Source organism: Aeromicrobium stalagmiti, from assembly GCF_013283745.1.
Classification (GTDB): domain Bacteria; phylum Actinomycetota; class Actinomycetes; order Propionibacteriales; family Nocardioidaceae; genus Aeromicrobium; species Aeromicrobium stalagmiti.
In genome coordinates this window covers 197743-224737 of the sequence record NZ_JABSTZ010000003.1, presented here as the reverse complement: position 1 = coordinate 224737, position 26995 = coordinate 197743, and the positions used below count along the sequence as shown (strand labels likewise).

The 26995-nt window shown below is 70.7% G+C and carries 22 protein-coding genes; 14 read left to right on the top strand and 8 right to left on the bottom strand.

What is annotated here, in order from left to right; all coding sequences use genetic code 11:
- The first annotated feature begins 92 nt into the window (after window positions 1-92).
- The 3 genes from HQK15_RS13530 to HQK15_RS13520 all read left to right on the top strand — a co-directional run bounded on the left by HQK15_RS13530 (window position 93) and on the right by HQK15_RS13520 (window position 3368).
- A complete protein-coding gene (locus tag HQK15_RS13530) occupies window positions 93-869 on the top strand; it encodes an ATP-binding cassette domain-containing protein (RefSeq protein ID WP_173492008.1) in 777 nt (258 codons plus the stop codon).
- A 10-nt stretch (window positions 870-879) separates the two neighbouring features.
- Window positions 880-2142: a sugar ABC transporter permease gene (locus HQK15_RS13525; protein WP_173492007.1), complete on the top strand. Its 1263-nt coding sequence runs from the start codon at window positions 880-882 to the stop codon at window positions 2140-2142.
- 161 nt (window positions 2143-2303) lie between these two features.
- Window positions 2304-3368 (top strand): ROK family protein, encoded by a 1065-nt coding sequence (locus HQK15_RS13520; protein ID WP_173492006.1) that lies wholly within the window; start codon window positions 2304-2306, stop codon window positions 3366-3368.
- A 19-nt stretch (window positions 3369-3387) separates the two neighbouring features.
- On the opposite strand, the gene HQK15_RS13515 is transcribed toward HQK15_RS13520, so the two are convergent.
- Entirely contained in the window at window positions 3388-3954 is a 567-nt protein-coding gene (locus HQK15_RS13515) for an RNA polymerase sigma factor (RefSeq protein WP_173492005.1), read from the bottom strand.
- 107 nt (window positions 3955-4061) lie between these two features.
- Between HQK15_RS13515 and HQK15_RS13510 the strand changes: the two genes are divergently transcribed.
- From HQK15_RS13510 to HQK15_RS13500, 3 genes are all read left to right on the top strand, one after another.
- Complete coding sequence (locus tag HQK15_RS13510) at window positions 4062-4919, top strand: hypothetical protein (RefSeq protein ID WP_173492004.1); 858 nt, start codon at window positions 4062-4064, stop codon at window positions 4917-4919.
- Window positions 4920-4962: 43 nt separating this feature from the next.
- A complete protein-coding gene (locus HQK15_RS19150; protein ID WP_173492003.1) occupies window positions 4963-6558 on the top strand; it encodes a PP2C family protein-serine/threonine phosphatase in 1596 nt (531 codons plus the stop codon).
- A 92-nt stretch (window positions 6559-6650) separates the two neighbouring features.
- Window positions 6651-7283: a hypothetical protein gene (locus HQK15_RS13500; RefSeq protein ID WP_173492002.1), complete on the top strand. Its 633-nt coding sequence runs from the start codon at window positions 6651-6653 to the stop codon at window positions 7281-7283.
- 18 nt (window positions 7284-7301) lie between these two features.
- Here the strand turns inward: HQK15_RS13500 and HQK15_RS13495 are convergent, their stop codons facing one another.
- Genes HQK15_RS13495 through xylB form a run of 3 tightly spaced genes read right to left on the bottom strand, consistent with a single transcriptional unit; the run spans window position 7302 to window position 11088 of the window.
- Window positions 7302-8501, bottom strand: coding sequence for an ROK family protein (locus tag HQK15_RS13495; RefSeq protein ID WP_173492001.1), 1200 nt, complete (start codon window positions 8499-8501; stop codon window positions 7302-7304).
- A 2-nt stretch (window positions 8502-8503) separates the two neighbouring features.
- Window positions 8504-9664 carry a xylose isomerase gene (gene xylA, locus HQK15_RS13490; protein WP_173492000.1) on the bottom strand — a complete coding sequence of 387 codons (1161 nt, stop codon included), beginning with the start codon at window positions 9662-9664 and terminating at the stop codon, window positions 8504-8506.
- Window positions 9665-9702: 38 nt separating this feature from the next.
- The gene (gene xylB, locus HQK15_RS13485; protein ID WP_173491999.1) at window positions 9703-11088 is read right to left on the bottom strand and encodes a xylulokinase; all 1386 of its coding nucleotides are present in this window, start codon (window positions 11086-11088) and stop codon (window positions 9703-9705) included.
- 150 nt (window positions 11089-11238) lie between these two features.
- On the opposite strand from xylB, the gene HQK15_RS13480 reads away from it, so the two are divergent.
- The 6 genes from HQK15_RS13480 to HQK15_RS13455 all read left to right on the top strand — a co-directional run bounded on the left by HQK15_RS13480 (window position 11239) and on the right by HQK15_RS13455 (window position 18234).
- Complete coding sequence (locus tag HQK15_RS13480; protein ID WP_173491998.1) at window positions 11239-12906, top strand: alkaline phosphatase D family protein; 1668 nt, start codon at window positions 11239-11241, stop codon at window positions 12904-12906.
- A gap of 20 nt (window positions 12907-12926) precedes the next feature.
- Entirely contained in the window at window positions 12927-13445 is a 519-nt protein-coding gene (locus tag HQK15_RS13475; protein ID WP_367649178.1) for a flavin reductase family protein, read from the top strand.
- Between the two features lie 10 nt (window positions 13446-13455).
- Window positions 13456-14442, top strand: a complete 987-nt coding sequence (locus HQK15_RS13470; protein WP_173491997.1) for an SMP-30/gluconolactonase/LRE family protein — start codon at window positions 13456-13458, stop codon at window positions 14440-14442.
- Window positions 14443-14506: 64 nt separating this feature from the next.
- Window positions 14507-16387: a 1-deoxy-D-xylulose-5-phosphate synthase gene (gene dxs / locus HQK15_RS13465; protein WP_173492243.1), complete on the top strand. Its 1881-nt coding sequence runs from the start codon at window positions 14507-14509 to the stop codon at window positions 16385-16387.
- Between the two features lie 10 nt (window positions 16388-16397).
- Window positions 16398-17306 (top strand): proteasome assembly chaperone family protein, encoded by a 909-nt coding sequence (locus HQK15_RS13460; RefSeq protein WP_173491996.1) that lies wholly within the window; start codon window positions 16398-16400, stop codon window positions 17304-17306.
- A gap of 55 nt (window positions 17307-17361) precedes the next feature.
- Window positions 17362-18234 carry an acyl-CoA thioesterase gene (locus HQK15_RS13455; protein ID WP_173491995.1) on the top strand — a complete coding sequence of 291 codons (873 nt, stop codon included), beginning with the start codon at window positions 17362-17364 and terminating at the stop codon, window positions 18232-18234.
- A 21-nt stretch (window positions 18235-18255) separates the two neighbouring features.
- Here the strand turns inward: HQK15_RS13455 and HQK15_RS13450 are convergent, their stop codons facing one another.
- The 3 genes from HQK15_RS13450 to HQK15_RS13440 are packed head-to-tail and all read right to left on the bottom strand — an operon-like array spanning window position 18256 to window position 22429.
- Window positions 18256-20145, bottom strand: a complete 1890-nt coding sequence (locus HQK15_RS13450; protein ID WP_173491994.1) for a CocE/NonD family hydrolase — start codon at window positions 20143-20145, stop codon at window positions 18256-18258.
- 51 nt (window positions 20146-20196) lie between these two features.
- Window positions 20197-21078 (bottom strand): MaoC family dehydratase, encoded by an 882-nt coding sequence (locus HQK15_RS19145; RefSeq protein ID WP_217361670.1) that lies wholly within the window; start codon window positions 21076-21078, stop codon window positions 20197-20199.
- Window position 21079: 1 nt separating this feature from the next.
- The gene (locus tag HQK15_RS13440) at window positions 21080-22429 is read right to left on the bottom strand and encodes a 3-oxoacyl-ACP reductase (RefSeq protein ID WP_173491993.1); all 1350 of its coding nucleotides are present in this window, start codon (window positions 22427-22429) and stop codon (window positions 21080-21082) included.
- Window positions 22430-22567: 138 nt separating this feature from the next.
- Between HQK15_RS13440 and HQK15_RS13435 the strand changes: the two genes are divergently transcribed.
- Window positions 22568-24010, top strand: a complete 1443-nt coding sequence (locus HQK15_RS13435) for an acetyl-CoA C-acetyltransferase (RefSeq protein ID WP_254450994.1) — start codon at window positions 22568-22570, stop codon at window positions 24008-24010.
- A 174-nt stretch (window positions 24011-24184) separates the two neighbouring features.
- Here HQK15_RS13435 and HQK15_RS13430 read toward each other — a convergent pair whose 3' ends face one another.
- Entirely contained in the window at window positions 24185-24844 is a 660-nt protein-coding gene (locus tag HQK15_RS13430; protein ID WP_173491992.1) for a TetR/AcrR family transcriptional regulator, read from the bottom strand.
- A 65-nt stretch (window positions 24845-24909) separates the two neighbouring features.
- On the opposite strand from HQK15_RS13430, the gene uvrB reads away from it, so the two are divergent.
- Window positions 24910-26994 (top strand): excinuclease ABC subunit UvrB, encoded by a 2085-nt coding sequence (uvrB, locus tag HQK15_RS13425; RefSeq protein ID WP_173491991.1) that lies wholly within the window; start codon window positions 24910-24912, stop codon window positions 26992-26994.
- The last annotated feature ends 1 nt before the right edge of the window (window position 26995 follow it).

The following is a 26995-nucleotide window of genomic DNA, read 5'->3' as shown; positions in this document are numbered from 1 at the left end:
GCGGCCCTCCGGGACATCCCGGGGGGCCGCACCCCGCACCGCCTGCCAGAATCGCCACCGTCGTACTCAGCGCCTAATCGGAGGCCCCGCACATGAGCACCACCCCACTCCTCGAGCTGCGAGGAATCAACAAGAGCTTCGGTGTCGTCCACGTCCTGCATGACGTCGACCTCACCATCTACCCCGGCCAGGTCACGGCCCTCGTCGGCGACAACGGCGCCGGCAAGTCGACCCTCGTCAAGGCTGTCGCGGGCATCTACCCGCTCGACAGCGGCGAGTACCACTTCGACGGCAAGCCCGTCACGGTCCACGGACCCAAGGACGCCTCTGCCCTCGGCATCGAGGTCGTCTACCAGGACCTCGCCCTGTGCGAGAACCTCGACATCGTCGAGAACATGTTCCTGGGTCGCGAGGTCAAGACCGGCCCCGTGCTCGACGAGACCACGATGGAGAGCAAGGCCCGCGAGGTCCTCGCGTCCCTGTCCGTCCGCACCGTCAAGTCGGTGCGCCAGAGCGTCTCGAGCCTGTCGGGCGGACAGCGCCAGACCGTGGCGATCGCCAAGGCCGCCCTCTGGAACTCCAAGGTCGTCCTCCTCGACGAGCCGACCGCCGCGCTCGGCGTGGCGCAGACGCGCCAGGTCCTCGACCTCGTGCGCCGCCTGGCCGACTCCGGCGTGGGCGTGCTGCTGATCTCGCACAACCTCTCGGACGTCTTCGAGGTCGCCGACCGCATCACGGCGCTCTACCTCGGACGCGTTGCGGCCGACGTCGCGACGAAGGACGTCACGTCCCGTCAGGTCGTCGAGCTCATCACGACCGGCTCATCTTCCGATCTCGACGGCGCCTCGGCCCCGTCCGCGACAGCCTGAGGGACCTGACATGACTGACATCATCACCGACGCGGAAGAGGCGGGCTTCGCCAACGACCGCACGCAGTCCAACACCCTGGGCGAGGCCACCCGCGCGTACGTCAACCGCGTCCGCGGCGGCGACATGGGAGCGCTCCCGGCGATCCTGGGCCTCATCGTCCTGTTCATCGTGTTCGGCCTGGCCAACGACCGCTTCTTCTCGGCGCTCAACATGGCCAACCTCATCACCCAGGCCGGCGCGATCATCGTGCTCGCCATGGGCCTGGTCATGGTCCTGCTGCTCGGCGACATCGACCTGTCGGCCGGTGTGGCCGGCGGTGCCTCCGCCTGCGTCATGGGCCTGCTCATCGCCAAGCACGACCAGCCGTGGGGCATCGCCGTCCTGGCAGCGCTCGCGACGGGTGCCGTGATCGGCCTCGTGATCGGCGTGCTCGTCTCGAAGCTCGGCATCCCGTCGTTCGTCGTGACGCTGGCGTTCTTCCTCGGCCTGCAGGGCCTGACCCTCAAGCTCATCGGCGACGGCGGCTCGGTCCGCGTCGACCAGGAGGTCATCAAGGGCATCACGAAGAACAACGTCCCCGTCATGTGGGGCTGGGTCTTCGCGCTCGTCATCATCGTGGTCTTCGCGCTGCTCTCGCTGCGCAGCCACCACCGCAAGGTGAGCAAGGGCCTGCAGCACCAGCCGCTCGCCGTGGTCGTCGCGCAGATCGTCGCCCTCGCCGTGATCCTGCTGATCGTCACCTACGTCCTCAACATCAACCGCGCACCCAACCCGGGCTTCGTCATCGAGGGCATCCCGTACGTCCTGCCGCTCGTCGCGGCGCTGCTGATCTTCTGGACGTTCATCCTCGGTCGCACCTCCTACGGACGGCACGTCTACGCCGTGGGCGGAAACCCCGAGGCGGCCCGTCGCGCCGGCATCAACGTCGACCGCATCCGCATCTCGGTGTTCGTCATCGCCTCGTCGATGGCCGCGCTCAGCGGTGTCATCGCGGCCTCCAACCTGGGCAAGGTCTCCACGTCGTCGGGCGGCAGCAACACGCTGCTCTACGCCGTCGGTGCCGCCGTCATCGGAGGCACCAGCCTCTTCGGCGGCAAGGGCAAGGCCCGCGACGCGGTCATCGGTGGTCTCGTCATCGCCACGATCGCCAACGGTCTCGGTCTGCTCGACCAGGCGTCCTACATCAACTTCATCGTCACCGGCGGCGTGCTGCTCCTCGCGGCCAGCGTCGACGCGATCTCACGCCGGCGGCGTTCCGCGACAGGTCTGTAGACATGGCCTCCGCCGGACGCGCTGGGGTCGGCACCAACCAGGAGGATGTCCGCCGGCACAATCTCGGGACCGTTCTCGGTCACGTGCATCGTGCCGGCCGGCTCTCCCGGGCGGAGCTGACCGCTCGGATGGGTCTCAACCGCAGCACGATCGCCGGACTGGTGACCGAACTGGAGTCGTTGGGGCTCGCCGAGCAGGCCAAGCCGTCAGGAGCACGCATCGGGGCAGGACGTCCGTCCGTGGACGTCAAGGCGCGCACCGGTGCGTACGTCCTGGCTGTCGACCTGCGGGTCGACGGGTTGACCGTGGCCCGCGTTGGTCTCGGTGGTGTCGTGCAGGCACGCGCCACCGGGCCGGTGCCGGCCGGCCACGACCCCGAGGCGATCGCCTCGTCGGTCGTGGAGCTCATGCGACTCGTCGTCAAGGACGTCGACCCGGGCGCTGCTCTGGTCGGTGTCGGCGTCGGGGTGCCCGGGATCATCCGGGCCGAGGACGGCCTGGTGCGGCTCGCACCCAACCTGGGCTGGCGGGACGTCCCGTTCGCCAAGATCCTCGCCTCGCGCCTCGGGCCGGTCGCGGCCCCGGTGCTGGGCAACGACGCAGATCTCGGCGCACTCGCCGAGCACCTGCGGGGGGCCGGAGTCGGGGTCGAGGACCTCGTCTATCTCTCGGGTGAGGTCGGCGTGGGTGCCGGCGTCATCGTCAGCGGCCACAAGCTGGAGGGCGCGGGCGGCTACGCCGGCGAGATCGGCCACATGCCGTTCCTGCCCGACGGCAAGCTCTGCCACTGCGGCGCCCACGGGTGCTGGGAGACCGAGATCGGCGCCGAGGCGATCGCTCTGGCGATCGGTTGTCCGCCGGAGCGGGTCGGTGCGCTGGGGGAGTTCCTCGAGGGTGTCCACGACGCCCCGGACGACCTGCGGCTCGTCGGCCGTCACCTCGGGCGGGGACTCGCCGGGGTGGTCAACCTGCTCAACCCGCGGGTCATCGTGCTCGGCGGATATCTCCGGTCGCTGTTCCCGCTCGTCCACGACGACGTCGAGAGCGAGCTAGCCGTGCACGCGCTCATCGCACCGCGTGAGCTCGTCCGGGTGACGCTGCCGGGCCTCGGCGGCGACTCCGTGCTGCACGGGGCGGCTGAGCTGGCCTTCGAGCCGCTGCTGGCCGACCCGGTCGGGTGCCTCGCGGTGGCCTGCGTCGACGTCGACGCGGCCCTGGCGGTCTGAGCACGCCGATCAGCGGTGTTCAGCGAGGCTCCTGGTACGCCGACCTGAGCGCGCGACGGGCCCGGTAGGCGATCGCGGAGACGGTGTTGGGAGCCACGCCGAGGCGCGGCGCGAGGTCGCTCGGGCGGTATCCCTCCACCTCCATGGCCCACAGCACGTCCTGCTGGCGCAGGCTCAACGCGCTCAGGGCGAGGGCCAGCGGTGCTCGCTCGACAGGGTCCATGACGCCGTGGGCAAAGGGCACACCCCGGTCCAGGACGCCGAGGTCGTCCGTGACCTGGGTGTGGACCTGCATCCGACGCCTGCGCATCGCCTCGTTGCGGACACAGGCCAGGAGATAGGCACGGACGTGCTCGCGCGGGCCGCGTCCTCGGCGGACCTGGTGGAGCATCGAGGTGAATGCCTCGCCCACCACGTCGTCGACCTCGTCCCGCGGTGCCATGCGGCGGGCGACACGGGTGGCCATGGACTCGTGGCGACGGAAGATCTCCGCGAAGGCGGTCTCGTCGCCCTGCCGTGCGCGCTCCACGAGCACCTCGTCGGTGTCGACGTCGGTGTCGATGTGGGCCTCGAGCGTGTGCGGCATGGTGCCTCCTGGTGTGGGTGGCTCCGTCGGGGGAGTGTGATGAGGCTAGGTGCGCGGCCTTCACTTGGGGCCTGTCGCCAAGTGAAGGGGAGCGGCAGAATGTCGTCATGACCAGGACGGACGCGGACGCGACCTTCGCCGAGACCCTCGACGCGGCGATGCTGACGCGCGGCATGTCACTGACCCAGGTGCGCGACGACCTCGCCGCGCTGGGCCATCCGGTGTCGCTGGCCTCGCTGTCCTACTGGCGGGCGGGGTCGCGGGAGCCCCAGCGCCGCCGCTCGCTCGATGCGGTCCCCGAGCTCGAGCGGCTGCTCGGACTGTCCGGAGGGACGCTGAGCGCCCGGATCGCCGGGTCACGACGCGGGCCCGGCCCGTCGGCGTTCGATCGACTTGCGGGCAAGCCGCTGCTCGAGGGTCTGGTGGGGGAGGACGACGTCGATCGTGTGCTGTTCCACCTGGTCGCCGACGTCGGCGACCAGCGGCAGATCACCCGGGCGCGTGTCACCCAGGTGTTCGTCGCCCGTCGTGCGGGTGTCGACGGCGTCACGATCTTCGTGGGTCCCGATCAGGGCACCGAGTCCAACGATGCCGTCCTGCGAGCCGTCTCGGGGTGCTCGATCGGCGAGGTGCGCGACGTCGAGCGAGGTATCACCGCAACGCGCCTGCAGTTCGAGCGTCCGCTGATGGCGGGCGAGTCGGCGGTCACGGAGTACGAGGTCGCTGCCGACGGTGTGCTCGATCTCGAGACCGAGTACGGGATCGTCGCGGAGCAGCGGCTCGAGGAGGCCATGGTGTGGATCCGGTTCGACCCTGCCTGTCGTCCGGCTCGGGCGTGGGTGTGGTTCGAGGAGGGTGGTCTGCGGCACGACTGGTCGGTCGAGCTCGCCGGGTCGACCGGTCTGCACTACCGCCAGCTGGCGTTCGGTCCGGGCACGCTCGGTGCGCGGTGGGAGTGGGAGTGACCTTCGGCAACGCCCTGAGCCCCGGGTTCCGTAGAATCTGTCCGTGAACCGCGACCTGTTCTCTGCCGCCGGCGACCTGCGACCCCACCTCGACGCCGTCGACTGGGACTCGACGACCTTGGGGCCGATGGACCAGTGGAGCCCGGCACTGCGCAACGCGGTCGACCTGATGCTGCACAGCAAGTTCCCGATGACCCTGCTGTGGGGTGACGAGTTCGTGCTGCTCTACAACGACGCCTACGTGCCGATGATCGGCGACAAGCACCCTGCGGCGCTGGGCTCGACCGCACGCGACACCTTCGCCGAGGCATGGCCGCAGATCGGGCCGCTGATGCAAGGGGTCGCGACCACCGGCGAGGCCACGATGGTCGTGGACGCCCTGGTCCCGCTGCGCCGGCACGGCTTCCTGGAGGATTGCTACTTCACGTTCTGCTACTCGGCCGTCCGCGGGTCCGACGGGCAGGTCGAGGGCGTCATCGACATCGTGACCGAGACGACGACGGTCGTCCAGGGCAGGCGCCGGGTGGAGATGCTGGCCAGGCTCTCGGAGTCGCTGGCGGGCGTCGTCGACCCGGATCGGGTGCGCGAGCGCGCCCTGGCTGTGCTGTCCACGTACGGCGACGACTTCGTGTCGGCCGACATCGGTCAGTCGCGGCCGGACCTTCCGGCCGCTCCGAAGCCCCTCGGCGAGACCGAGGTGGTCGTCGACGAGCTCGATGACGGCGAGCGCGTCGCGTGGGCGGTGACCGAGTCGACCTCAGGCTCCGAGCCGTCGATGCTGGTCGTGCGGCTCAGCTCCGGAGTGCGCGTCGACGACGACCTGCGTGACGTCATCCGGGTCGCGGCGTCGATGGTCGGACGCGCGATCGACCGGGCCAGGGCCGAGCAGGCCGAGCGCGCGCACCGAGAGCTGGAGCGCCAGCTCTCCGAGACGCTGCAGCGCAGCCTGCTGAGCCGGCCGGCCCAGCGTGACGACCTGCAGGTGGCCGTCCGCTACGTCCCTGCCGCCAGCGAGGCGCAGGTCGGCGGTGACTGGTACGACGCCTTCCTGCTGCCCGACGGAGACCTGGCGGTCGTCATCGGCGACATCACCGGCCACGACCGCGAGGCAGCGGCGAGCATGGCGCAGGTGCGCAACGTGATGCGAGGCGTGGCGATGACGGCACGGCAGTCCCCGGCACGGGTGCTCACCTCGCTGGAGGAGGCGCTGGAAGGGCTTGAGATCGACGTCCTCGCAACTGCGGTCGTCGCGCACGTCGACCAGGGGGACGAGCGGGGTGCTCGCACGCTGCACTGGTCCAACGCCGGCCACCCGCCGCCGGTCATGATCACTCCTGACGGCTCGGCGCAGCTCCTGCACAGCAAGCCCGACCTCCTGCTGGGGCTGATGGCGCCCGAGCGCTGCGACCACAGCGCACCGGTCGTCGAGGGCTCGACGGTCGTGCTCTACACCGACGGCCTGATCGAGCGCCGCGGACACGTCCTCGACGACGGGTTCGCGTGGCTCGAGCACCTGCTCGCCGGCCGCCACGACCTCGATGCCGAGGAAGTCTGCGACCTGCTGCTGGAGCAGATGCCGTCCAACGTCGACGACGACGTGGCGCTGCTCGTCCTCCGGGTCGGAGCGGCACCTCGCTGAGCAGCGTCGCGTCGCGGCGATGTTTGACGATCGACCGTGCCGGGTAGGTCTGTACGACGGCCGGATCGGCCGTCAGACCGAAGGAGCAGCACATGACGACCGTCGACCCCCAGCACGGCCCGCAGGAGCCCCATCACGTCGCTCGCCCGGCGGACCGTCGCGACGAGCCGGTCGTCGAGGACGACCGCGTCCAGGAGAAGCGTGCCCACGAGAAGTTCGGCGGCCTCAACCTGGGTGCGGCGTTCTTCGGCTGGATCGTCGCGATCGGCGTCGCGGTGCTGCTGACGGGGATCGTCGGTGCGATCCTCGCCGGGGCCAACTCCTCGATCGAGGTCACGTGGTCCGACGCGGAGCGAGCGGCCGGCACGATCGGCCTCTCGACCGCGATAGTCCTGCTGGTCGTGCTCGCGCTGTCCTACTACGCGGGTGGCTACGTCGCCGGCCGGATGTCGCGGTTCGACGGTGCCCGCCAGGGTGTCGGCGTGTGGGTCCTGGGCCTGCTCGTGACGGTCGTCGCGATCGTCCTGGGCGCCGTCTTCGGCGACGAGTACGACGTGCTGGACCGTGTCGACCTCCCGCGCATCCCGCTGTCGACCGACGAGATCACCGGCGGGGCGATCGTCGCAGGCATCGCCGTGGTGGCCGTGACGCTCGTCGCCGCGATCCTCGGTGGCCTGGTCGGCCACCGTTATCACCACCGGGTCGACCGGGCCGCGCGCGTCTGACGCAGGGCGTGGTCGGGCCTACAGCGGCACGGCGCCGGTGAACACGTCCGCCAGGGCGTGCTCAGCGGCGCCGAGTGCCGCGGCGTGGATGCCCAGCGTGCTGAGCCTGATCTCCGGCAGGTGGATGTCGGCGGAGGGCAGTCGCTCCGCCAGCACCTGCTGGGCGGCGGGGACGACGTGCTCGCCGAGCGGCACGAAGTAGCCGCCGAGAACGATCGCCGACGGGTCGAGCACCGCCGCGAGGGTCGCGATGCCGCGGCCCAGGTGCCCGCCCAGCGCGGCGAGCGCCGTGCGGACGGAGTCGTCGGACGCAGCGCGGTCGGCCACCGCGGTCGCCGTCTGCAGGGGAGTCGCCTGCTCGTCCATGCCGACGGCCGTCAGCATGGCTCGCAGGCCGATGCTCGCCTCCCAGCAGCCGAGCCGGCCGCAGCCGCAGGTGGCGGTGGGGTCACCGATCGGCATGTGGCCGACCTCGCCCGCGAACCCGGCGCCGCCGCGCAGCAGGGTGCCGCGCTGGACGATCCCGGCACCGATGCCGATCGTGCCGGTCAGGTAGAGCGAGTCCTCGACGTCGACCGCGACGCCGTGGGAGGCCTCGGCGAGTGCCGCGCAGTTCGCGTCGTTGTCGATGGTGGTCGGGCAGCCGCCGGCGAAGGCGTGCTCGAGCTCTGCCGCGAGCTCGCGACCGTTCCACCCGAGGTTGGGCGCCCACGAGACGGTGCGGTTGTCGTGGGCGACGAGCCCGGGCACGGCGACGGTCGCGCGGACGACAGTGTGACCGCTCGCGATCAGCGACGACCGCACGTCCGTCGCGAGCTCGACGAGCTCCGTGGCGCTCGGCGGCCGACCGGCGGTGGCGACCGGTCGGGTCTCCACGACCTTGACCCGACCGGACAGGTCGATCGCCACGGCGGCGACGTAGTCGACGTTGACCTCGAGCCCGAGCCCGAGGATCGCCTCACCGGTCAGCGTGACCGGCTTGCCGGGGCGGCCGCGGCCGGACGGCACCGTCGTCGTCGACGCGGTGCCGTTCTCGGTCACGGCGCCGCCTGACTCCAGCTCGCCGACGATGCTCCCGACCGTGGCCTTCGCCAGCCCCGTGCGGCGCGCGAGCTCGGTGCGGGTGGCCGGACCGTCCACCCGCAGCGAGCGCAGCACGAGGCCCGTGTTCTGACGCCGGAGGTGCTCGGTGCCGGCCGGCGAGCCGGTCAGGGCCACGCTCAGCGCACCCCGTAGAGGTGCTCGAGGGCGAGCTGGTCGAGGTGCTCGAACGCGGCACCGCGGACGGCGAGCTCGTCGGGGTCGCTGAGCGGAGCCTTCTCCAGCTCGGCCCAGCCCTCGCCCTCGGCGAGCGTCGGGACGGCGAGCTCGGGCAGCTTGGCGGCCTCGAGCGCGGCCTGCACCTCGGGATCGGCGCGGAACGCCTGGACCTTGTCGCGCAGGATCAGGTAGTTGGTCATGCAGCCGGCGGCCGACTCCCAGACTCCCTTGTCGTCCTCGGTGCGAGGGGTCTTGAAGTCGAAGTGCACCGGCCCGTCGTAGCCACCGGCCAGGATCGTGTCGACGACCCAGAACGCGCCGCGCACGTTGCCGGCGCCGAAGCGGAAGTCCTGGTCGTAGCGGGGGCCGCTCTGGCCGTTGAGGTCGATGTGGAACAGCTTGCCCTGCCACAGCGCCTGCGCGTAGCCGTGGGCGGCGTTGAGGCCGGCCATCTCCTCGTGGCCGATCTCGGGGTTGACGCCCACGTTCTCGGAGCGGTCGAGCGTCTCGATGAACGCGAGCGCGTGACCGATCGTCGGCAGCAGGATGTCGCCGCGGGGCTCGTTGGGCTTGGGCTCGATCGCGAACTTCATGTCGTAGCCCTTGTCGTGCACGAACTCGCCGAGGACGTTGAACGCCTCGCGGTAGCGGTCGAGCGCGGCGGCGACGTCCTTCGCGGCTCCCGACTCGGCACCCTCGCGCCCGCCCCAGCAGACATAGACCTTGGCGCCGAGCTCGGCGGCGAGGTCGATGTTGCGCATGACCTTGCGGATCGCGAAGCGGCGCACCTCGCGGTCGTTGGAGGTGAAGCCGCCGTCCTTGAACACGGGGTGCGTGAAGAGGTTGGTCGTCGCGGTGGTGACGACCAGGCCGGTGTCGGCGAGGCCCTTCTTCCAGCGCTCGATGATCGCGTCACGGTCGGCGTCGCTGGAGCCGAAGGGGATGAGGTCGTCGTCGTGGAAGTTGACGCCGTAGGCGCCGATGCGGGCGAGGTTCTCGAGCGCGTAGATCGGGTCCATGTCGGCGCGGGTCGCCTCGCCGAACGGGTCGCGGCCCGGGTAGGCGACGGTCCAGAGGCCGAAGGAGAACTTGTCGGACGGTGCCGGGGTGGGGATGGTCATGAGCTGCCTGTCTGTGGTGGGTCGGATCGGGTCGGGCGTCAGGTCCAGTCGGACGTTCGGTCGCGCAGCCGTGCGTAGGCCTCACGCACGAGAGGGGTCGGTTCAGCGGTGTGGGTCGCGGCGTCCGTCGCGGCCCAGGTCGGGGGTGTGGCGCTGCCGGAGAGGGCCCAGGCGGCCTGGCGGGCCGCGCCGAGGGCGACGTACTCGCCCGGTGCCGGCACGGTCACGGGGGCGCCGAGGATGGCCGGCGCGAGGGCGTGGACGGCGGGGTTGCTCGCCGCGCCGCCCACCATGAGGATCCGCTCGACCGGGTCGCCGGTCAGGCCCACGAGCAGGTCGACGGCGTCGGCGAGCGAGCACAGCAGCGCCTCGAACGCGGCGCGGGCGAGGTCCTCGCGGGTCGTGGACGACGTCAGGCCGGCCCAGGTGCCCGTGGCGTCGGGACGGTTGGGCGTGCGCTCGCCGGCGTAGTAGGGCAGCAACGTCAGTCCGTTGGCCCCGGGCGGGGCCTGGAGCGCGAGCCGGCCGAGCTCGTCGTGGTCGACGCCGAGCAGGGCGCACTGCAGGTCGAGGATGCGCGCGGCGTTCATGGTCGTGGCCATGGGCAGGAACCGGCCGGTGGCGTCGGCGAACCCGGTGACCGTCCCGGTGCCGTCGGCGATGCGGGTCGCGCTGATCGACGAGGCGACACCGGACGTCCCGATCGAGACGACGACGTCACCGGGCTGCACGTCGAGGGCGAGCGCGGCAGCCATGTTGTCGCCCGTGCCGGCAGCGACGACCAGGCCCGTCGACGTGCGCGCGGCGACCTCTGCCGGGCCGACGATGCGGGGCAGCGACACGGCGTGCCCGATCGCCGCCTCGGCGAGGTCGGGGCGCCAGTCGTCGTCTGCGGTCGAGAAGTAGCCGGTGCCGGACGCGTCGCCGCGATCGGTGAAGGCCTCGCCGCCCGTGACGTGGCGCGAGAGGTAGTCGTGGGGGAGCAGCACCTCGTGGACGCGCGCCGCGGCCTCGGGCTCGTGGTCGCGCAGCCAGCGCAGCTTGGTCGAGGTGAACGAGGCGACGAGCACGCTGCCCACGGCCTCGGCACAGGCGGCGGGGCCGCCCAGCTCGGCGATCAGGTCGCGGGCCTCGTGGCTCGAGCGGGTGTCGTTCCAGAGGATCGCGTCGTGGACGGGCTCGCCCGAGGCGTCGAGCGCGACCATGCCGTGCTGCTGGCCGCCGACCGCGAGGGCGGACGCGCGGGGGAGCAGGCCGTCGGTGGCGCGGTCGAACGCGTCGAGCCACGCCCGCGGGTCGACCGAGGTGCCCGGAGGGTGAGGCGCTGACTGGTGCGCCACGACCTCGCCGGTGCCGGCGTCGACGAGGACGGCCTTGGTCGACTGGGTCGACGAGTCCACGCCGAGGACGAGGTCAGATGCCATTCCCCTGTTTTAGTACGACACCTGAATTAAGTCAAGGGCCAGCAGACCCTGGTGTCGACCGTGGCGAGTTCGCCATCCCTTCCGCGGATCGGTGTCGAGCGTCCGCGCGCCCGACGCCGGGCGTTCACCGCCGGCGAGGAGGACTGGAGCATGCCCACCACACGACGAGACTTCCTGACGTACGGCGCGGCCATCGGGGCCGGCGCCATGACACCTGTGATCGCGAGCGGGGCCGCGGACGCCCGCGTCCACGCGCTCAAGCTGCCGCGTGACCCGTTCACGCTCGGCGTCGCTGCCGGTGACCCCGAGCCCGACGGGTTCGTGATCTGGACCCGCCTGGCGGTCGACCCCCTCGCCGACGACGGCCTCGGAGGCATGCCGAACCTGCGGATCCCGGTCAGCTGGCAGGTCGCGACCGACGAGCGGTTCCGCCGGGTGGTCCGCCGCGGTGTCAGCATCACGACGCGCGAGCTCGGCCACGCGATCCATGTCGAGGTCGACGGGCTGCAGCCGGGCCGTGAGTACTGGTACCGCTTCGCCGCCGGGCCCCACCTGTCCCGCTCGGGGCGCGCCGTGACCGCGCCGCGCCGTGACGCGATGCCGGCCGCGCTCGCGATGTCGTTCGTGTCCTGCTCGCAGTACGAGCACGGTCTCTTCACCGCCTACCGTCGCCTGGCCGAGGACCGGCCCGACCTGGTGCTCCACCTGGGCGACTACCAGTACGAGTACACCGCCAACGCCTACGTGGCGCCCGGCGGCAACGTCCGCGACCACGACGGGCCCGAGACGACGACCCTCGAGTCGTACCGCCAGCGGCACGCGCAGTACAAGCTCGACCCCGACCTGCAGGAGGCGCACGCCGCCACGGCCTGGGCGGTCGTGTTCGACGACCACGAGGTCGACAACAACTGGGCGGCGGACATCCCCGAGAAGCCCGCGGAGACGCCTGGCTTCGTCACGCGCAGGAAGGCGGCGTTCCGGGCCTACTACGAGAACATGCCGCTGCGCCGGACGTCGGTGCCGCGCGGCGCCAGCATGCAGCTCTACCGCCGGCTGCACTGGGGACGGCTCGCCACGTTCCACATGCTCGACACCCGCCAGTTCCGCGACGACCAGGGCTGCGGTGACGGGTACAAGACCGACTGCCCGGCCGCGATCGACCCGAAGCGCTCGATCACGGGGCAGGCGCAGGAGGACTGGCTGCTCGACGGCTTCAACCGTTCGCGCGCCCGCTGGGACGTGCTGGGCCAGCAGGTGTTCTTCGCGCAGCGCGACAGCGACCAGGGACCGCTCAAGACGGTGTCGATGGACGGGTGGGACGGCTATGCGGCCTCGCGTGACCGCATCACCCGCGGCTGGGTCGACGCGGGGGTGCGCAACCCCGTCGTCCTCACCGGCGACGTCCACGCCCACTGGGCCAGCGAGCTCAAGCTCGACTACGACGACCCGACGACCCGCTCGGTCGGCACCGAGCTCGTGTGCTCGTCGATCACGTCGGGCGGCAACGGTGCGGACTCCGCCGCCACGGCGCACCCGTGGCTGCAGTGGAACCCGCACCTGAAGTTCCAGAACAACCTGCGGGGCTACGTCAACACCACGATCACCCCGGACGACCTCACGGCCGACTTCCGTTGTGTCGCCCAGGTGAGGACGCCGGGGGAGCCGGTCTTCACCCGGGCATCGTTCGTGGTCGAGGACCGGGTGCCGGCGCTCAACCTCACCTACGACCGGGGCCTGGAGGGGCCGGACCGGCTGCTGCGTCGCAGCGATCGCGACGTCTCCCGCGAGACGATCGAGTGGGAGACGCAGCGGCCGTAGCAGCGGCCTAGTCTGGCGGGGTGACCATCCACTCGGACCACCCGTTCGTGCCGCCCGAGGGCGAGCGTGACCCGCTGCGACGACTCCGGGGCCGGATGCCCGCCCCGGTGACGGTGTGGTCGGGCGGCACGGGCGCGTCGCGTGCCGGGCTCACGATCTCGTCGGTGCTCGTGGCCGACGGTGACCCCGCCCGGGTCGTGGGCCTGGTCGACCCCGACTCGGCCTTCTGGGAGTCCGACCCGACCACGTGGGTCGTCAACGTCCTGGGGGCCGAGCACCGGTTCCTCGCCGACGCCTTCGCCGGGACGGTGCCGGCCCCGGGTGGGCCCTTCACACTGGGCAGCTGGACCGACGGCGACTGGGGGCCCGTCCTCGCCGGGACCACCGGGTGGTTCGGGGTCCGGCTCGCCGACGTCGAGCCGCGCGAGGTCGGGTGGGGGCTGCTCGTCGAAGGCACGATCGAGCACGTCGAGGTCGGTGACGCCGAGGCGATGGTGCACCTGCGCGGACGCTATCGGCAGGCCGGTCCGGCCGACTAGTGTCTCGGGCATGAGCAAGCCGTCCCTCGACCCAGCCCGCTGGACCCCGCCCGCCGCGGCACCTGCCGGCAGCCCCGTCTCGCCGCGCAACCTCCGGGTGCTCGCGACGTCGGGTCATGGCACCGAGGACGTCGTCGTGCGCGCCGACGGCCATGTCGTGACCGGGCTGGTCGACGGTCGCATCGTCGCGGTCGACCCGCTCACGGGCACCGAGACGCTGCTGGGCGACACGGGGGGCCGGCCGCTGGGGATCGAGCTCCACCCGTCCGGTGGCTACGTCGTGTGCGACGCCCGCCACGGTCTGCTGCACCTGCACGCCGACGGCGCCATCGAGGTGCTGGCCGACGGCTTCGAGGGCACCCGGTTCGTGTTCTGCAACAACGCGGCCGTCGCGGCCGACGGCACGATCTACTTCAGCGACAGCTCGACGAAGTTCGAGATCGACCACTGGCGCGGCGACCTGATCGAGCACCGGCCCACCGGCCGGCTCTTTCGCCGCGACCCCGACGGGACCCTGACGATGCTCCTCGACGGGCTCGCCTTCGCCAACGGCGTCGCCCTGGCGGCCGACGAGTCGTTCGTCGTGGTCGCCGAGACCGGCGCCTACGCGTTGCGACGGGTGTGGCTGACGGGGGACCGGATGGGCGCCGTGGAGCCGTTCGGCCCTGTCCTGCCGGGCTTTCCCGACAACATCTCCACCGGCGACGACGGCAACGTGTGGGTCACCGTCGCGTCGCCACGCGACAGGACCCTCGACCTGCTCCTGCCCCGGGCCCCCTTCCTGCGGGTCGCGGTGTGGGCGCTGCCGCAGCGGTTCCAGCCGCAGCCGCAGCACCTGGTGCGGCTGCAGGCCTTCGCGCCCGACGGCACGCTCGTGCACGACGTCGCAGGGCAGCACGACGACTTCGGCATGCCGACCGGTGTGCGGCAGGCTGGGGGCAGCGTGTGGATGGGCAGCCTCGAGCACGCGACGATCGCGGCCTTCGACCTCCCGTGAGGAAGCACGCTCGGGTGACCTCGATAGACTGACCGCCATGGCACACGGAGGGAAGGAGTCAGCGATGAACGTCCTCGAAGAGCTGTCCGGTCCCTCGGACCTGCGCGGGCTGGACGACGACCAGCTGACCCGCCTCGCGGCCGAGATCCGCGAGCTCCTGATCACGGCGGTCGCGTCCAACGGCGGCCACCTGGGTCCCAACCTCGGCGTCGTCGAGCTCGGCATCGCGATCCACCGCGTGTTCGAGTCGCCGACCGACCGGGTCGTCTGGGACACCGGCCACCAGGCCTACGTCCACAAGATGCTCACCGGTCGCGCCGGCGAGTTCGGCTCGCTGCGCAAGGAGGGTGGCCTCTCGGGCTACCCGAGCCGGTCGGAGTCCGAGCACGACTGGGTCGAGAACTCCCACGCGTCGACGAGCCTGTCCTACGCCGACGGCATGGCCAAGGCCAACCTCCTGCTGGGCAAGCCCGACCACGTCGTCGCCGTCATCGGCGACGGTGCCCTGACCGGCGGCATGGCCTGGGAGGCCCTCAACAACATCGCGGCCGACGACGACCGGCGCCTGGTCGTGATCGTCAACGACAACGGACGCTCCTACACGCCGACCGTCGGTGGCCTCGCCAACCGCCTCACCGAGATCCGCACCAACCCGCGCTACGAGCCGGCGCTGAGCGCCATCAAGGAGCGCCTCACGCGGGCGCGCTTCGGCGGAGCCCAGGCCTACGAGGCGCTGCACGCGATCAAGAAGGGCGTCAAGGACGCCCTGGCTCCGCAGGGGATGTTCGAGGACCTCGGGCTCAAGTACATCGGCCCCGTCGACGGCCACGACCTCCCGGCGGTCGAGCACGCGCTCTCGCAGGCCAAGAAGTTCGGCGGCCCGGTGCTCGTGCACGTGCTGACGACCAAGGGCCAGGGCTACGACATCGCGGTCGCCAACGAGAACGACCAGATGCACCAGGCCAACCCGTTCGACCGCGAGACCGGCGAGGCCGTCAGTGTCGCGCCAGCCGGCTGGACGTCGGTCTTCCGCGACGAGATCGTGCGCGTCGCCGACGAGCGTCCCGACGTCGTCGGCATCACCGCGGCGATGCTCTACCCGGTGGGCCTCGACGCCTTCGCCGACAAGTTCCCCGACCGTGTGTTCGACGTCGGCATCGCCGAGCAGCACGCGGTCACCAGCGCCGCCGGCCTCGCGATGGGCGGCCTGCACCCGGTCGTCGCGGTCTACGCGACGTTCATCAACCGCGCCTTCGACCAGGTGCTCCTCGACGTCGCCCTGCATCGGTGCGGCGTCACGTTCGTGCTCGACCGCGCCGGCGTCACCGGCGACGACGGCGCGAGCCACAACGGCATGTGGGACATGTCGCTGATGCAGATCGTCCCCGGTCTGCGGCTCGCCGCACCCCGCGACGGGTCGCAGCTGCGCGAGCTGCTGCGCGAGGCGGTCGACGTCGAAGACGCGCCCACCGTCATCCGTTTCGCCAAGGGTCCGGTCTGCGACGACCTCCCCGCGATCGAGCGCATCGGCTCGTTCGACGTCCTGTCGCGCGATGACGCCCGTGACGTGCTGATCGTCGCCGTGGGCGCCTTCGGCCACCTCGGGGCCGAGACGGCCGACCTGGTCCGCGCGGCAGGCCACGGCGTCACGGTCGTCGACCCGCGCTGGAGCAAGCCCTTCGACCCCGCACTGGTCCAGCTGGCCGGTGACCACGACCTCGTCGTCACCGTCGAGGACAACGGCCGTCAGGGCGGGGTGGGCTCGGCCTTCACCCAGGCGGTCCGCGACGCCGGCATCGAGACGCCGATCCGCGTCCACGGCATCGAGCAGGAGTTCCTCGACCACGCCAAGCGCGACATCATCCTCGGCCGGCTCGGACTCACCGCCGGGGCCGTCGCCGCCGACACCCTCGCCGCTCTCGCGCGGAATAGCGTCACCCGGTAGGTGGTTGACCATGGCGATGAAGAACTGGCGCTCACGACGAACTCCTGACGAGCCGCGCCGCGGTGACGGCAGCGGCCCGGTGCTGATCCATGCTCTCGAAGGCTTCCTCGGCGCCGGCTCGGCCGCGCGCCTGGCCGCCGAGCAGCTGCGCACGGGACGGGGCGAGGTCGTCCACGAGTTCGACCTCGACGAGATGTTCGACTACCGGGCCCGTCGCCCCATGATCGCGTTCCGCGAGAACCACTACGCCGACTACGAGGCGCCGACCCTGCAGGTCGTCCTCGAGCACGACGCCAACGGCGAGCCCTACTTCCTGATGGCCGGGCCCGAGCCTGACTTCCTGTGGGAGCGCTTCATCGGCGAGGTGCACGACGTCATCGAGGAGCACGACGTCCCGTTGACGCTGGGCCTCGGCGCCGTCCCGATGGGCGTCCCGCACACGCGGCCGCCCATGATCACGGCCCACGGCACCCGCGATGAGCTCGTCGACCGGCAGAACCTGTGGTCCGCGCAGGTCTCGGTGCCGTCGTCGGCGCAGGCGCTGCTGGAGTACCGCCTCGGCCAGTGGGGGCACGACGCCGCGGGCTACGTCGTCCACGTGCCGCACTACCTCGCGCAGATCGACTACCCCACGGCCGCGCTGGCGCTGATCGACGCCCTCGTCGACCGCACCGGCCTGGCGATCGACGCCGAGCCCCTGCGCGCCCGTCAGGACGAGGCGCTCAAGGAGATCGAGCAGCAGATCGAGGAGCAGGGCGGCACCGAGCTGCTCGGCGGCCTCGAGGAGCAGTACGACGCGTTCACCCGCGGCGCCGCCCAGTCGCTGCTGGCCAGCGACGAGGAGCTCCCGAGCGGCGACGAGCTGGCCGACCAGTTCGAGCAGTTCTTGGCGCGTCAGCGCAAGAACGATCACGACTGAGGCACCCGGCTTCGCCGGTGCCGCGTTGCCGGCTGGTCCCGATAGGATCTGACCCGTGCCTGCATCCCTCTCCGAAGTCATCGGCCTCCTCGACCTCGAGCAGCTGGAGGTGGGCCTCTACCGCGGCTCCCAGCCCGAGGGGTCCTCGCTCAAGCGCGTCTTCGGCGGGCAGGTGGCCGCGCAGGCGCTGATGGCCGCGCAGCTCACGGTGCCCGACGACCGGCACGTGCACTCGCTGCACCTCTACTTCATCCTGGGCGGCGACCCCAGCATCCCGATCGTCTACGACGTCGAGAACGTCCGCGACGGTCGCTCGTTCACCACGCGTCGTGTGGCGGCGCGACAGCACGGCGAGATCATCTTCTACATGACGGCCTCGTTCCAGGTCGTCGAGGACGGGTGGGACCACCAGGACGCGATGCCCGACGTCCCGTCGCCCGATGAGGCGACGCCGCTGGCCGACATCGTCGCGATGCGCGGCCCGGAGGCGGCGGAGCACTGGAAGAACGAGTGGTCGTCGTTCGACATGCGCTACATCGGTGACAATCGTGCCGAGGACGATCCGCAGCGCACCCTGGTGCCCGTGGCCCAGCGGCTGTGGTTCCGCGCCGACGGCACGCTGCCGGAGTCGCGCATCATCCACAACGCGGCCTTCACCTACATCAGCGACCTCAGCCTGCTCGGCGCGAGCCTCGTCCCGCACGGCCAGGTCATCGGCTCGAGCCAGGTGCAGCCCGCATCGCTCGACCACACGATCTGGTTCCACCGTCCGGTCTCGGCCGACCAGTGGCTGCTCTACGACCAGACCTCGCCGTCGGCCTCGGGGGCCCGGGGGCTCAGCACCGCGCGCGTGTTCGCCGAGGACGGCACGCTCGTCGCCACGGTGGCCCAGGAGGGCCTGATCCGGCGGGTCACCCCGCGCGACTAGCCGGGCTCGGCCACCCGCGACCTACTTCACGACCGGCAGCGCCCCGACGCTCGGGAAGTTGATCGACGAGGGATACTTCGCCGACGCGTGCACCGTCATGACCGTGAGCGTGCCGAGCAGGTCGGGCAGGGTCGGCAGCAGGTGCGGCACGTCGAACGACTGCACCGCGATGCGCAGCCGGTGCCCGGGCTTGATCCTGGCCCGGGTCGGGAAGATCTCGACGTCGACAGGTGCGACCTCGCCGCGTGCGAGCTTCTTCTGCGCCGCCTTGGTGAACGGGTGGAAGGGCTGGATCAGCACGCCGTCGAGATAGCGGGACCTCGTGGTGTCGAGGGCGCGGTGCGACAGCACCTGCCAGCCGCCGGAGAGCCGTTCGACCGTGCCGTCGGGGGCCTCGTCCTCGATCGCGACCGACAGCATGCCGTCGCCGCCGAGGCTCGACGTGTAGAGGCGGGCGTTGATCGGCCCCTGCAGCGTGATCGGCTGGGTCAGGCGAGGGGTCGAGAACACGACGCCGGTCTTGTCGTTGAGGGCGTTGTCCTTGAAGCACGGGAGGCTGGGCAGGACCATGGCGGGCAGACCGGCGGTCCACTGGTTGGCCGAGCGGGTGCAGAGGCCGGCGACGGGGACGGGGTAGATCTTCGACGCGCCGTCCTTGACCGTCCCGGTCGTGAGCCGACCGGCCGGGCCGCCGGTGCTGGACGTCCCGCTCAGCCGGAGCTTCGCGCCCCGCAGCGACGAGCCGATCCACCTCGAGTCCTTGCGCCAGGCGCCGGTGCCCTGCTCGTAGTAGGTCAGGTTGGCGATGTCCTGGTCGAGCCGGAGATCCTTGGCGCCCTTGAGGTAGTGGTCGAACCACCGCAGCTGCAGCTGGCTCAGCGATCCGTAGCCGGCCTTGACGACCTCGGTCCCGCTGGAGGCCTGCAGGTGGTCCCACGGACCGATGATCATCTTGGTCGGGATCCCGCGCTTCGCCAGGTTCTCGAACAGCAGGGGAGTGCCACGCTGGAACAGGTCGTACTCGCCCGAGACGAAGAACGCTGGCACCTTGACCTTGTCGATGACGTTGATGACCGAGCGCTCGGTGTAGAACGGACCGTCGTACGCCGGCTCACCGCCGCCGAGCGCGTTGACGAGCAGCGGGACCGTGAACGTCGTGGCGCCCGTCAGGTGGTCGAGCAGCTGCTTGATGCCGGACGCCGGGTCGGACACGGCGACGGCCGGCGGGATCAGACCGGTGCCGGTGACGAGCCCGAGCCACAGGGGGATGAACCCGACGTCGAGCTGTCCGCCGGAGGCGACGACGTCACGGTAGACGTCGGCGCCCGGCACCTGCGGGAAGATAGCCTTCAGGCCGGGCGGCTGTGCGGCAGCCGCCCACAGCTGGCTGATGCCCATGTAGGACGGGCCCGACATCCCGGTGATGCCGTTGCTCCAGGGGCGGGCGGACGAGTGCGCCCATCGCAGGATCTCGCCGCCGTCCTTGTTCTCGCGAGCGCCGAAGGCCTTCCACACGCCCTCGGAGCTGCCGGTGCCGCGGGCGTCGACGGTCAGCTGCACGTAGCCCCGCTTGACCAGGTAGGCCGGGTCGGCCCCGCCGAGGCCGCCGGCGGAGAGCAGCACGGTCTTGTTGTAGGCCGTGATGGTCACGATGACGGGGAATCGCTTCGCGACCGCCTTGCCGTCGGCGCCGGCGGGCCGCTGCACGTCACCGCGCAGGATCGTGCCGTCCGACATGGGGATCGCGACGTCCCGCTCGGTCACCGTCCGGGGGTACTGCTCGCCGCGCGGCCTCCACGTGCTGGTCGCGGCGGACGCCGTGCTGAACGACAGCGACGCCGCGACCAGTGCCAGGCTCAGGCCGATGACGGCGAGGAGACGGACGATGACATGGCTGCGAGACGTGTTCACGAGTTCCCTCCAGAGTCGTTGCTGTGACCAACGACATGGTGCAACTGGGAGTTACGCTCCGGTGACGACCCGTCCCACCAGGTGCGTGACGGGCTTCTTGGCGCCCTTGACCCCGAACGTCAGCAGGTCTCCGTCCTGACGCGACCCGAACACGACCGTGCCGGGCAGCAGGATCGGCTTGCGGAACTCGACGTCGTTGGTGAACGTCTCGGGCAGCCGGTTCTGCACCGCGGAGAGGCTGCGGGCCAACGTCCACATGCCGTGCGCGATGTTGGTCGGGAAGCCGAACGCCTTGGCGGTCAGCGGGTAGAGGTGGATCGGGTTGCGGTCGCCGGATATGGCGCCGTAGCGACGGCCGAGGTCTCCTGCGAGCTTCCACTGCACGACGCCGTCGGGTGCCTCGATGCCCGCCAGGGGAGCCGCCGTGGTCTCGGCCGCACCGCCCTTGTGGCGCGAGAACAGCGTCATGACCTCGTCCCACACGACCTCGCCCGCGACGGTCACGGTGGTGACGATGTCGATCAGCGAGCCCTTGGGGTGGGGACGCAGGTCGGTGGCCGAGACGGTGACGTCGAACGTCTCGTCGACGCGGATGCGTCGGTGCTGGCGGATCGTGTTGCGCAGGTGCACCAGCCCCATGGGCGCGAACGGGAACGCCGTGTCGGTCATGAGGGTCATGTGCAGGCCGAACGCCGCCATGTGCGGGTAGGGCGCGGGGAGGAACTCGCTGCGGGGGAACCCGCAGACCTCGTTGAAGGCCTCGAGGTGCTGCGGGTCGGTGACGACCCCGTGGCGCTCGAGCACCAGGTCGGGCGCGGCGCCCTTGGCGTGCTTGACGCCGGGGAGCCCGCCGATCAGCGGCAGCGCCGGCAGCGCCGCCTTGAGCATCAGCGGCACCGTGGCCGGAGCCTTGGTGAAGACGCGGGTCGTCACGTCAGGCGCCGATCAGGGCCTGGCCGCACACGCGGACCACGTTGCCCGAGATCGCGGACGATCCGGGGTTGGCGTACCACGCGATGGCCTCGGCGACGTCGATCGGCTGGCCGCCCTGCGACAGCGAGCTGAGGCGGCGACCTGCCTCACGGATGCCCAGCGGCATCGTCTTGACCATGTCGGTCTCGATGAAGCCGGGGGCGATCGCGTTGACCGTGATGCCGTCCTTGGCGACGCGTTTCGACAGGTCCTGCACGAAGCCGATGACGCCGGCCTTGGCGGTGCCGTAGCTGGTCTGGCCGTTGTTGCCCGCGATGCCGGCGATCGAGGAGATGCCGATGACGCGGCCGCCCTGACGGATGAGCTGCTGCTTCAGCAGCTCGGCCGTGATGCGCTGGGGGGCACCGACGCTGATGTCGATGACGAGGTTCCAGTTCTCGGTCTTCATGTTCTTGAGGCGCTTGTCGCGGGTGATACCCGCGTTGTGCACGACGATGTCGACACCGCCGTGAGCGTCCTTGAGGGCCTTCGCGATGACCTTGGGGGCGTCGGCGGCGGTGATGTCCTCGGCGATCGACGTGCCTCCGAGCTCGGCCATGACGGCGTCGAGCTCGTCCTTGAGGCCGGGCACGTCGAGTCCGACGATCGCGGCACCGTCACGGTGCAGGGTGCGGGCCATGGCCGCGCCGAGTCCGCGCGAGGCTCCGGTGATAAGGGCGACCTTGCCGGCGAGCGGCTGGGCGGGGTCGGCGACGGCGTCGGGCGTCACCAGGTCGGTGAGCCCGAGGCGGATGACCTGGCCCGACACGAACGCCGACTTGGGGGAGAGGAGGAACTCGAGCGTCGAGGCGAGGGCGCCCTCGGCTCCGGCGCCGGCATAGACGAGGTTGGCCGTGCTGCCGTTGCCGCCGACCTCCTTGCCCGCGGAGCGGACGAAGCCCTCGAGCGCACGCTGGGCGATGGCGGCGGTGTCGGTGGCCGCCTGCTCCGGCAGGGTGCCGATCACGACGAGGCGGCCGGAGCCTGCGAGGCTGCGCAGCGCCGGGGTGAAGAACTGCTGCATGTCGGCGAGGCCGGCGGTGTCGGTGATGCCGGTGGCGTCGAAGACCAGGCCCTTGTACTTCTTGCCCTCGGCGCGGACGCCGACGACGTCGATGCCGCTGGACTTCAGGGTCGTGTTCAGCGTCGTGCCGAGCGTGCCCTTGGGGGCAGCGCCGATGAGCACGGTGCCCTTGACGAGGGGAGCGCCCTCGGACCACCGCTCCAGCTCCGGCGGGTTGGGCAGACCCAGGTTCTTGACGACGAACTTGCCGATCGGGTTGTGCGCGAGCGACTGGTAACGGTCAGTCATGAGGTGGGTGTGTCCTATCTCTCGGATACCATTGGTATCTGGAATGCTTCTGAAACTGTAACCTCATGATTCGGCGCCAGTCCACCACCCTGCATGCGGCGCTCATCACGTTCATCACGTTCATCGTCCACTGTTCACATGCTCACTGCCACGAAGATCGAGGAGACCGCCATGGCGGACACCACCCCAGCCAGCAAGGCACCTGCGAAGAAGGCACCCGCGAAGAAGGCGCCGGCCCAGAAGGCCGCCGCTGCCGCGACCACCGCACCGGCCGCCCAGGCCGCCGCTGCCGCGACGCCCCAGCAGGTGCGCCGCGTCGCCGTCATCGGCGGCAACCGCATCCCCTTCGCCCGCTCCAACACCGTCTACACCGACGCCTCCAACCAGGAGATGCTGACGGCCGCGCTCGACGGGCTCGTCGACCGCTTCGACCTCGCCGGTGAGCGCGTCGGCGAGTTCGCCGCCGGCGCCGTGCTCAAGCACAGCCGTGACTTCAACCTCGCTCGCGAGACCGTCCTCGGCTCCAAGCTGTCGCCCGACACCCCGGCGTTCGACGTCCAGCAGGCCTGCGACACCGGCATCCAGGCCGCGGTGCTCGTGGCCAACAAGATCGCCCTCGGCAAGATCGAGGTCGGCATCGCCGGCGGCTCCGACACCACGTCCGACGCGCCGCTCGCGATCGGTGACAAGCTCCGCAAGATCCTGCTCGAGGCCAACCGCGCCAAGGACAACAAGGGCCGCCTCGCCGCCCTGTCCAAGATCCGTCCGGCCTACCTGGCGCCCGACCAGCCGCGCAACGCCGAGCCGCGCACCGGTCTGTCGATGGGTGACAGCCAGGCCATCACGACCAAGGAGTGGGGCGTCACCCGCGAGGCTCAGGACGAGCTCGCCGTGGCCTCGCACCAGAACCTCGCGAAGTCGTACGACGAGGGGTGGCAGGACGACCTCATCACGCCGTTCCGCGGCGTCACCAAGGACAACAACCTGCGTCCCGACTCCAGCCTGGAGAAGCTCGCCAAGCTCAAGCCGGTCTTCGGCAAGTCGTTCGGCGACGAGGCGACCATGACGGCCGCCAACTCCACGCCGCTGTCCGACGGCGCGTCGGTCGTCCTGCTGGCGTCCGAGGACGAGGCCAAGAAGCACGGCTGGACCCCCGAGGCCTACTTCGTCGACTACGAGACCGCTGCCGTCGACTACGTGTCGGGTGCCGAGGGCCTGCTCATGGCGCCGGTCTACGCCGTGCCGCGCATGCTGGCCCGCCAGGGCCTGACGCTGCAGGACTTCGACTTCTACGAGATCCACGAGGCGTTCGCCGGCCAGGTGCTGACGACCCTCGCGGCGTGGGAGGACCCGCTGTTCTGCAAGGACAAGCTCGGCCTCGACGTGCCGCTCGGCTCGATCGACCGCAGCAAGCTCAACGTCAAGGGCTCGTCGCTGGCCGCGGCGCACCCGTTCGCCGCGACGGGTGGCCGCATCATCGCCAACCTCGCCAAGCTGCTGCACGAGAAGGGATCGGGTCGCGGCCTAATCTCGATCTGCGCGGCCGGCGGCCAGGGCGTCGTCGCGATCCTCGAGGCCTGACGCAGGACCCAGCACCGACGCCGAGACATCCGTTCCTCCGGGGACGGATGTCTCGGCGTCTGTGGTTCGACGGATCGTGAGGCTTTCGGCCCGCCGGACGACCCGAATGTCTCAAGATCCGTGCACCCAGCGATGGATCTTGAGGCTTTCGGACGTCTCAGCAGCCCGTATGTCTCAGGACCGGTCGGTGCCGCGGGCCATGGCGATGGCGGCGACGACGACGAGGTCCTTGACCTGGTCGAACGGGACGGCATCGACCGCGGGAAGGCCCGGGTTCTTCTCGCGCACCGACAGCTGCAGCGTGGCGAGGTTGAGCACGCCGAGCGCCTGCGTGTAGAAGATGTTGGCCAGCAGGTTGGGGTCCTTGACCTGGAACTGTCCGCTGGCGGTGCCGGCCTCGAGCACCTCGACGACGTGGTTGAGGCAGCCGGCCATCGCGAGGCCGAGGTCGATCATGACCTGCTGGCTGACCTCCTCCATGAGCTCCTCGCCGCGGCGCCGCAGCAGCGCCTGGGCGCAGTCGACGAACGCCGGAAGCCGGGCACCGAAGTCGAGGAAGACGCCGGTGAGCGCCCGCAGGCGTACCTCCGGGTCGGCGGTCGGGTCGTCGGCGTCACCGAGCGTCGTGCCGAGCTCCTGGAGGTAGCCGACGAGGGTCTCGGCGAAGAGCTCCTCCTTGCCGGAGAAGTGGCGGTAGATGATGGCACGGTTGATCCCGACGGCCCGAGCGATGTCCTCGATCTGGGCGTCCCTCACGCCACGCTCGTCGAACAAGCTGCGGGTCGCCTCGAGAATCTCCCTCTTCCGCTCTGCGCGGCGTTCCGAGACGGGCATGGGATCACTCTAGGGCCTGCCGTCCGCGGCGAGCCTTTGTCGGTGGCGGCCCGTACGCTCGTCGTATGCGTTCAGTTGCAGAGCTCCGTCGCCAGGTGGCACCCATCGAGGTCGTCTCCGACTACCAGCCGGCCGGTGACCAGCCGGCCGCCATCGCCGAGATCTCCAAGCGCATCCGCGGCGGCGAGCAGGACGTCGTGCTGCTGGGTGCGACGGGCACCGGCAAGACGGCGACCACCGCGTGGCTGGCCGAGGAGCTGCAGCGGCCGATGCTCGTCATGATGCCCAACAAGCTGCTCGCGGCCCAGTTCGCCAACGAGCTGCGCGAGCTGCTGCCGCACAACGCGGTCGAGTACTTCGTGTCCTACTACGACTACTACCAGCCCGAGGCCTACATCGCGCAGAGCGACACCTACATCGAGAAGGACTCGTCGGTCAACGAGGAGGTCGAGCGGCTCCGGCACTCCGCGACCTGGTCGCTGCTGACGCGTCGCGACGTCATCGTCGTCGCCACCGTCTCGTGCATCTACGGCCTCGGCTCCGCCCAGGAGTACCTCGAGCGCATGATCGGCTTCCGTGTCGGCGAGGAGCTGCCGCGTGAGCAGCTGCTGCGCACGCTCGTGCAGGCCCAGTACGTCCGCAACGACGTCGCCACGACCCGCGGGACCTTCCGGGTCAAGGGCGACACCGTCGAGATCTTCCCGGTCTACCAGGAGATGGCGGTCCGGGTGGAGTTCTTCGGCGACGAGATCGAGCGCCTGATGACGCTGCACCCGCTGACCGGCGAGGTGCTGAGCGACGACCAGGAGCTCTACGTCGGTGCCGCGACGCACTACGCAGCCGGCAACGAGACGATGCACCGAGCGATGCGCACGATCGAGGAGGAGCTCGAGGTCCGCCTCGCCGAGCTCGAGGGGGAGGGCAAGCTGCTCGAGGCCCAGCGCCTGCGCATGCGCACGACCTACGACCTGGAGATGATGCAGCAGGTCGGCACGTGCGCCGGCATCGAGAACTACTCGCGCCACATGGACGGCCGCGCACAGGGCTCGGCCCCCAACTGCCTGCTCGACTACTTCCCCGACGACTTCATCCTCGTGGTCGACGAGTCGCACGTGACGATCCCGCAGATCGGCGCGATGTACGAGGGCGACATGTCCCGCAAGCGGTCGCTGGTCGAGCACGGCTTCCGTCTGCCCAGCGCGATGGACAACCGTCCGCTCAAGTGGCCGGAGTTCCTCGACCGCATCGGACAGACCGTCTACCTGTCGGCCACCCCGGGCAGCTATGAGATGGAGAAGGTCGGCGAGGACGTCGTCGAGCAGATCATCCGACCGACCGGCCTGATCGACCCCGAGGTCATCGTCAAGCCGACCAAGGGCCAGATCGACGACCTCATCACCCAGATCCGCGGCCGGGTCGAGCGTCAGGAGCGCGTGCTCGTCACGACCCTGACCAAGAAGATGTCCGAGGACCTCACCGACTACCTCCTCGAGGCCGGCATCCGCACCCGCTACCTCCACAGCGAGGTCGACACGCTCCGACGCGTCGAGCTGTTGCGCGAGCTGAGGCTGGGGGAGTACGACGTGCTGGTCGGCATCAACCTGTTGAGGGAGGGTCTCGACCTTCCCGAGGTCAGCCTCGTGGCGATCCTCGACGCCGACAAGGAGGGCTTCCTGCGGTCGACCCGGTCGCTCATCCAGACGATCGGCCGCGCGGCGCGCAACGTGTCGGGCCAGGTCATCATGTACGCCGACCGCATCACCGACTCGATGGCCTGGGCGATCGAGGAGACCAACCGGCGCCGCGAGAAGCAGGTCGCCTACAACACGGCCCACGGCATCGACCCGACCCCGCTGCGCAAGAAGATCGGCGACATCACCGACATGCTGGCGCGCGAGGACGCCGACACCGCCGCGCTGCTGTCGGCGACCGGCGACCACAAGCGCAAGGGCGCCGCGGTGCCGCTCGGGCAGCACACGGCCGACCTCGCCAACCTCCCGTCGGGTGAGCTGGCGGCCCTGATCGAGCAGCTCAGCGAGCAGATGCGGGCCGCCGCGGCCGAGCTGCAGTTCGAGGTCGCCGCTCGTCTGCGCGACGAGATCGGCGACCTCAAGAAGGAGCTGCGCAGCATGCTCGAGGCGGGCGTCTGAG

Excerpts from the sequence above, each read along its gene's own strand:
- dxs (WP_173492243.1), top strand. The coding sequence starts at position 14,507 with ATGAACGTCCTCGAAGAGCTGTCCGGTCCCTCGGACCTGCGCGGGCTG.
- HQK15_RS13530 (WP_173492008.1), top strand. The coding sequence starts at position 93 with ATGAGCACCACCCCACTCCTCGAGCTGCGAGGAATCAACAAGAGCTTC.
- HQK15_RS13440 (WP_173491993.1), bottom strand. The coding sequence starts at position 22,429 with ATGACTGACCGTTACCAGTCGCTCGCGCACAACCCGATCGGCAAGTTC.
- uvrB (WP_173491991.1), top strand. The coding sequence starts at position 24,910 with ATGCGTTCAGTTGCAGAGCTCCGTCGCCAGGTGGCACCCATCGAGGTC.
- HQK15_RS13470 (WP_173491997.1), top strand. The coding sequence starts at position 13,456 with ATGAGCAAGCCGTCCCTCGACCCAGCCCGCTGGACCCCGCCCGCCGCG.
- HQK15_RS13525 (WP_173492007.1), top strand. The coding sequence starts at position 880 with ATGACTGACATCATCACCGACGCGGAAGAGGCGGGCTTCGCCAACGAC.
- HQK15_RS13500 (WP_173492002.1), top strand. The coding sequence starts at position 6,651 with ATGACGACCGTCGACCCCCAGCACGGCCCGCAGGAGCCCCATCACGTC.
- HQK15_RS13515 (WP_173492005.1), bottom strand. The coding sequence starts at position 3,954 with ATGCCGCACACGCTCGAGGCCCACATCGACACCGACGTCGACACCGAC.
- HQK15_RS13435 (WP_254450994.1), top strand. The coding sequence starts at position 22,568 with ATGCTCACTGCCACGAAGATCGAGGAGACCGCCATGGCGGACACCACC.
- HQK15_RS13510 (WP_173492004.1), top strand. The coding sequence starts at position 4,062 with ATGACCAGGACGGACGCGGACGCGACCTTCGCCGAGACCCTCGACGCG.
- xylA (WP_173492000.1), bottom strand. The coding sequence starts at position 9,664 with ATGACCATCCCCACCCCGGCACCGTCCGACAAGTTCTCCTTCGGCCTC.
- HQK15_RS13460 (WP_173491996.1), top strand. The coding sequence starts at position 16,398 with ATGGCGATGAAGAACTGGCGCTCACGACGAACTCCTGACGAGCCGCGC.
- xylB (WP_173491999.1), bottom strand. The coding sequence starts at position 11,088 with ATGGCATCTGACCTCGTCCTCGGCGTGGACTCGTCGACCCAGTCGACC.
- HQK15_RS13430 (WP_173491992.1), bottom strand. The coding sequence starts at position 24,844 with ATGCCCGTCTCGGAACGCCGCGCAGAGCGGAAGAGGGAGATTCTCGAG.
- HQK15_RS13480 (WP_173491998.1), top strand. The coding sequence starts at position 11,239 with ATGCCCACCACACGACGAGACTTCCTGACGTACGGCGCGGCCATCGGG.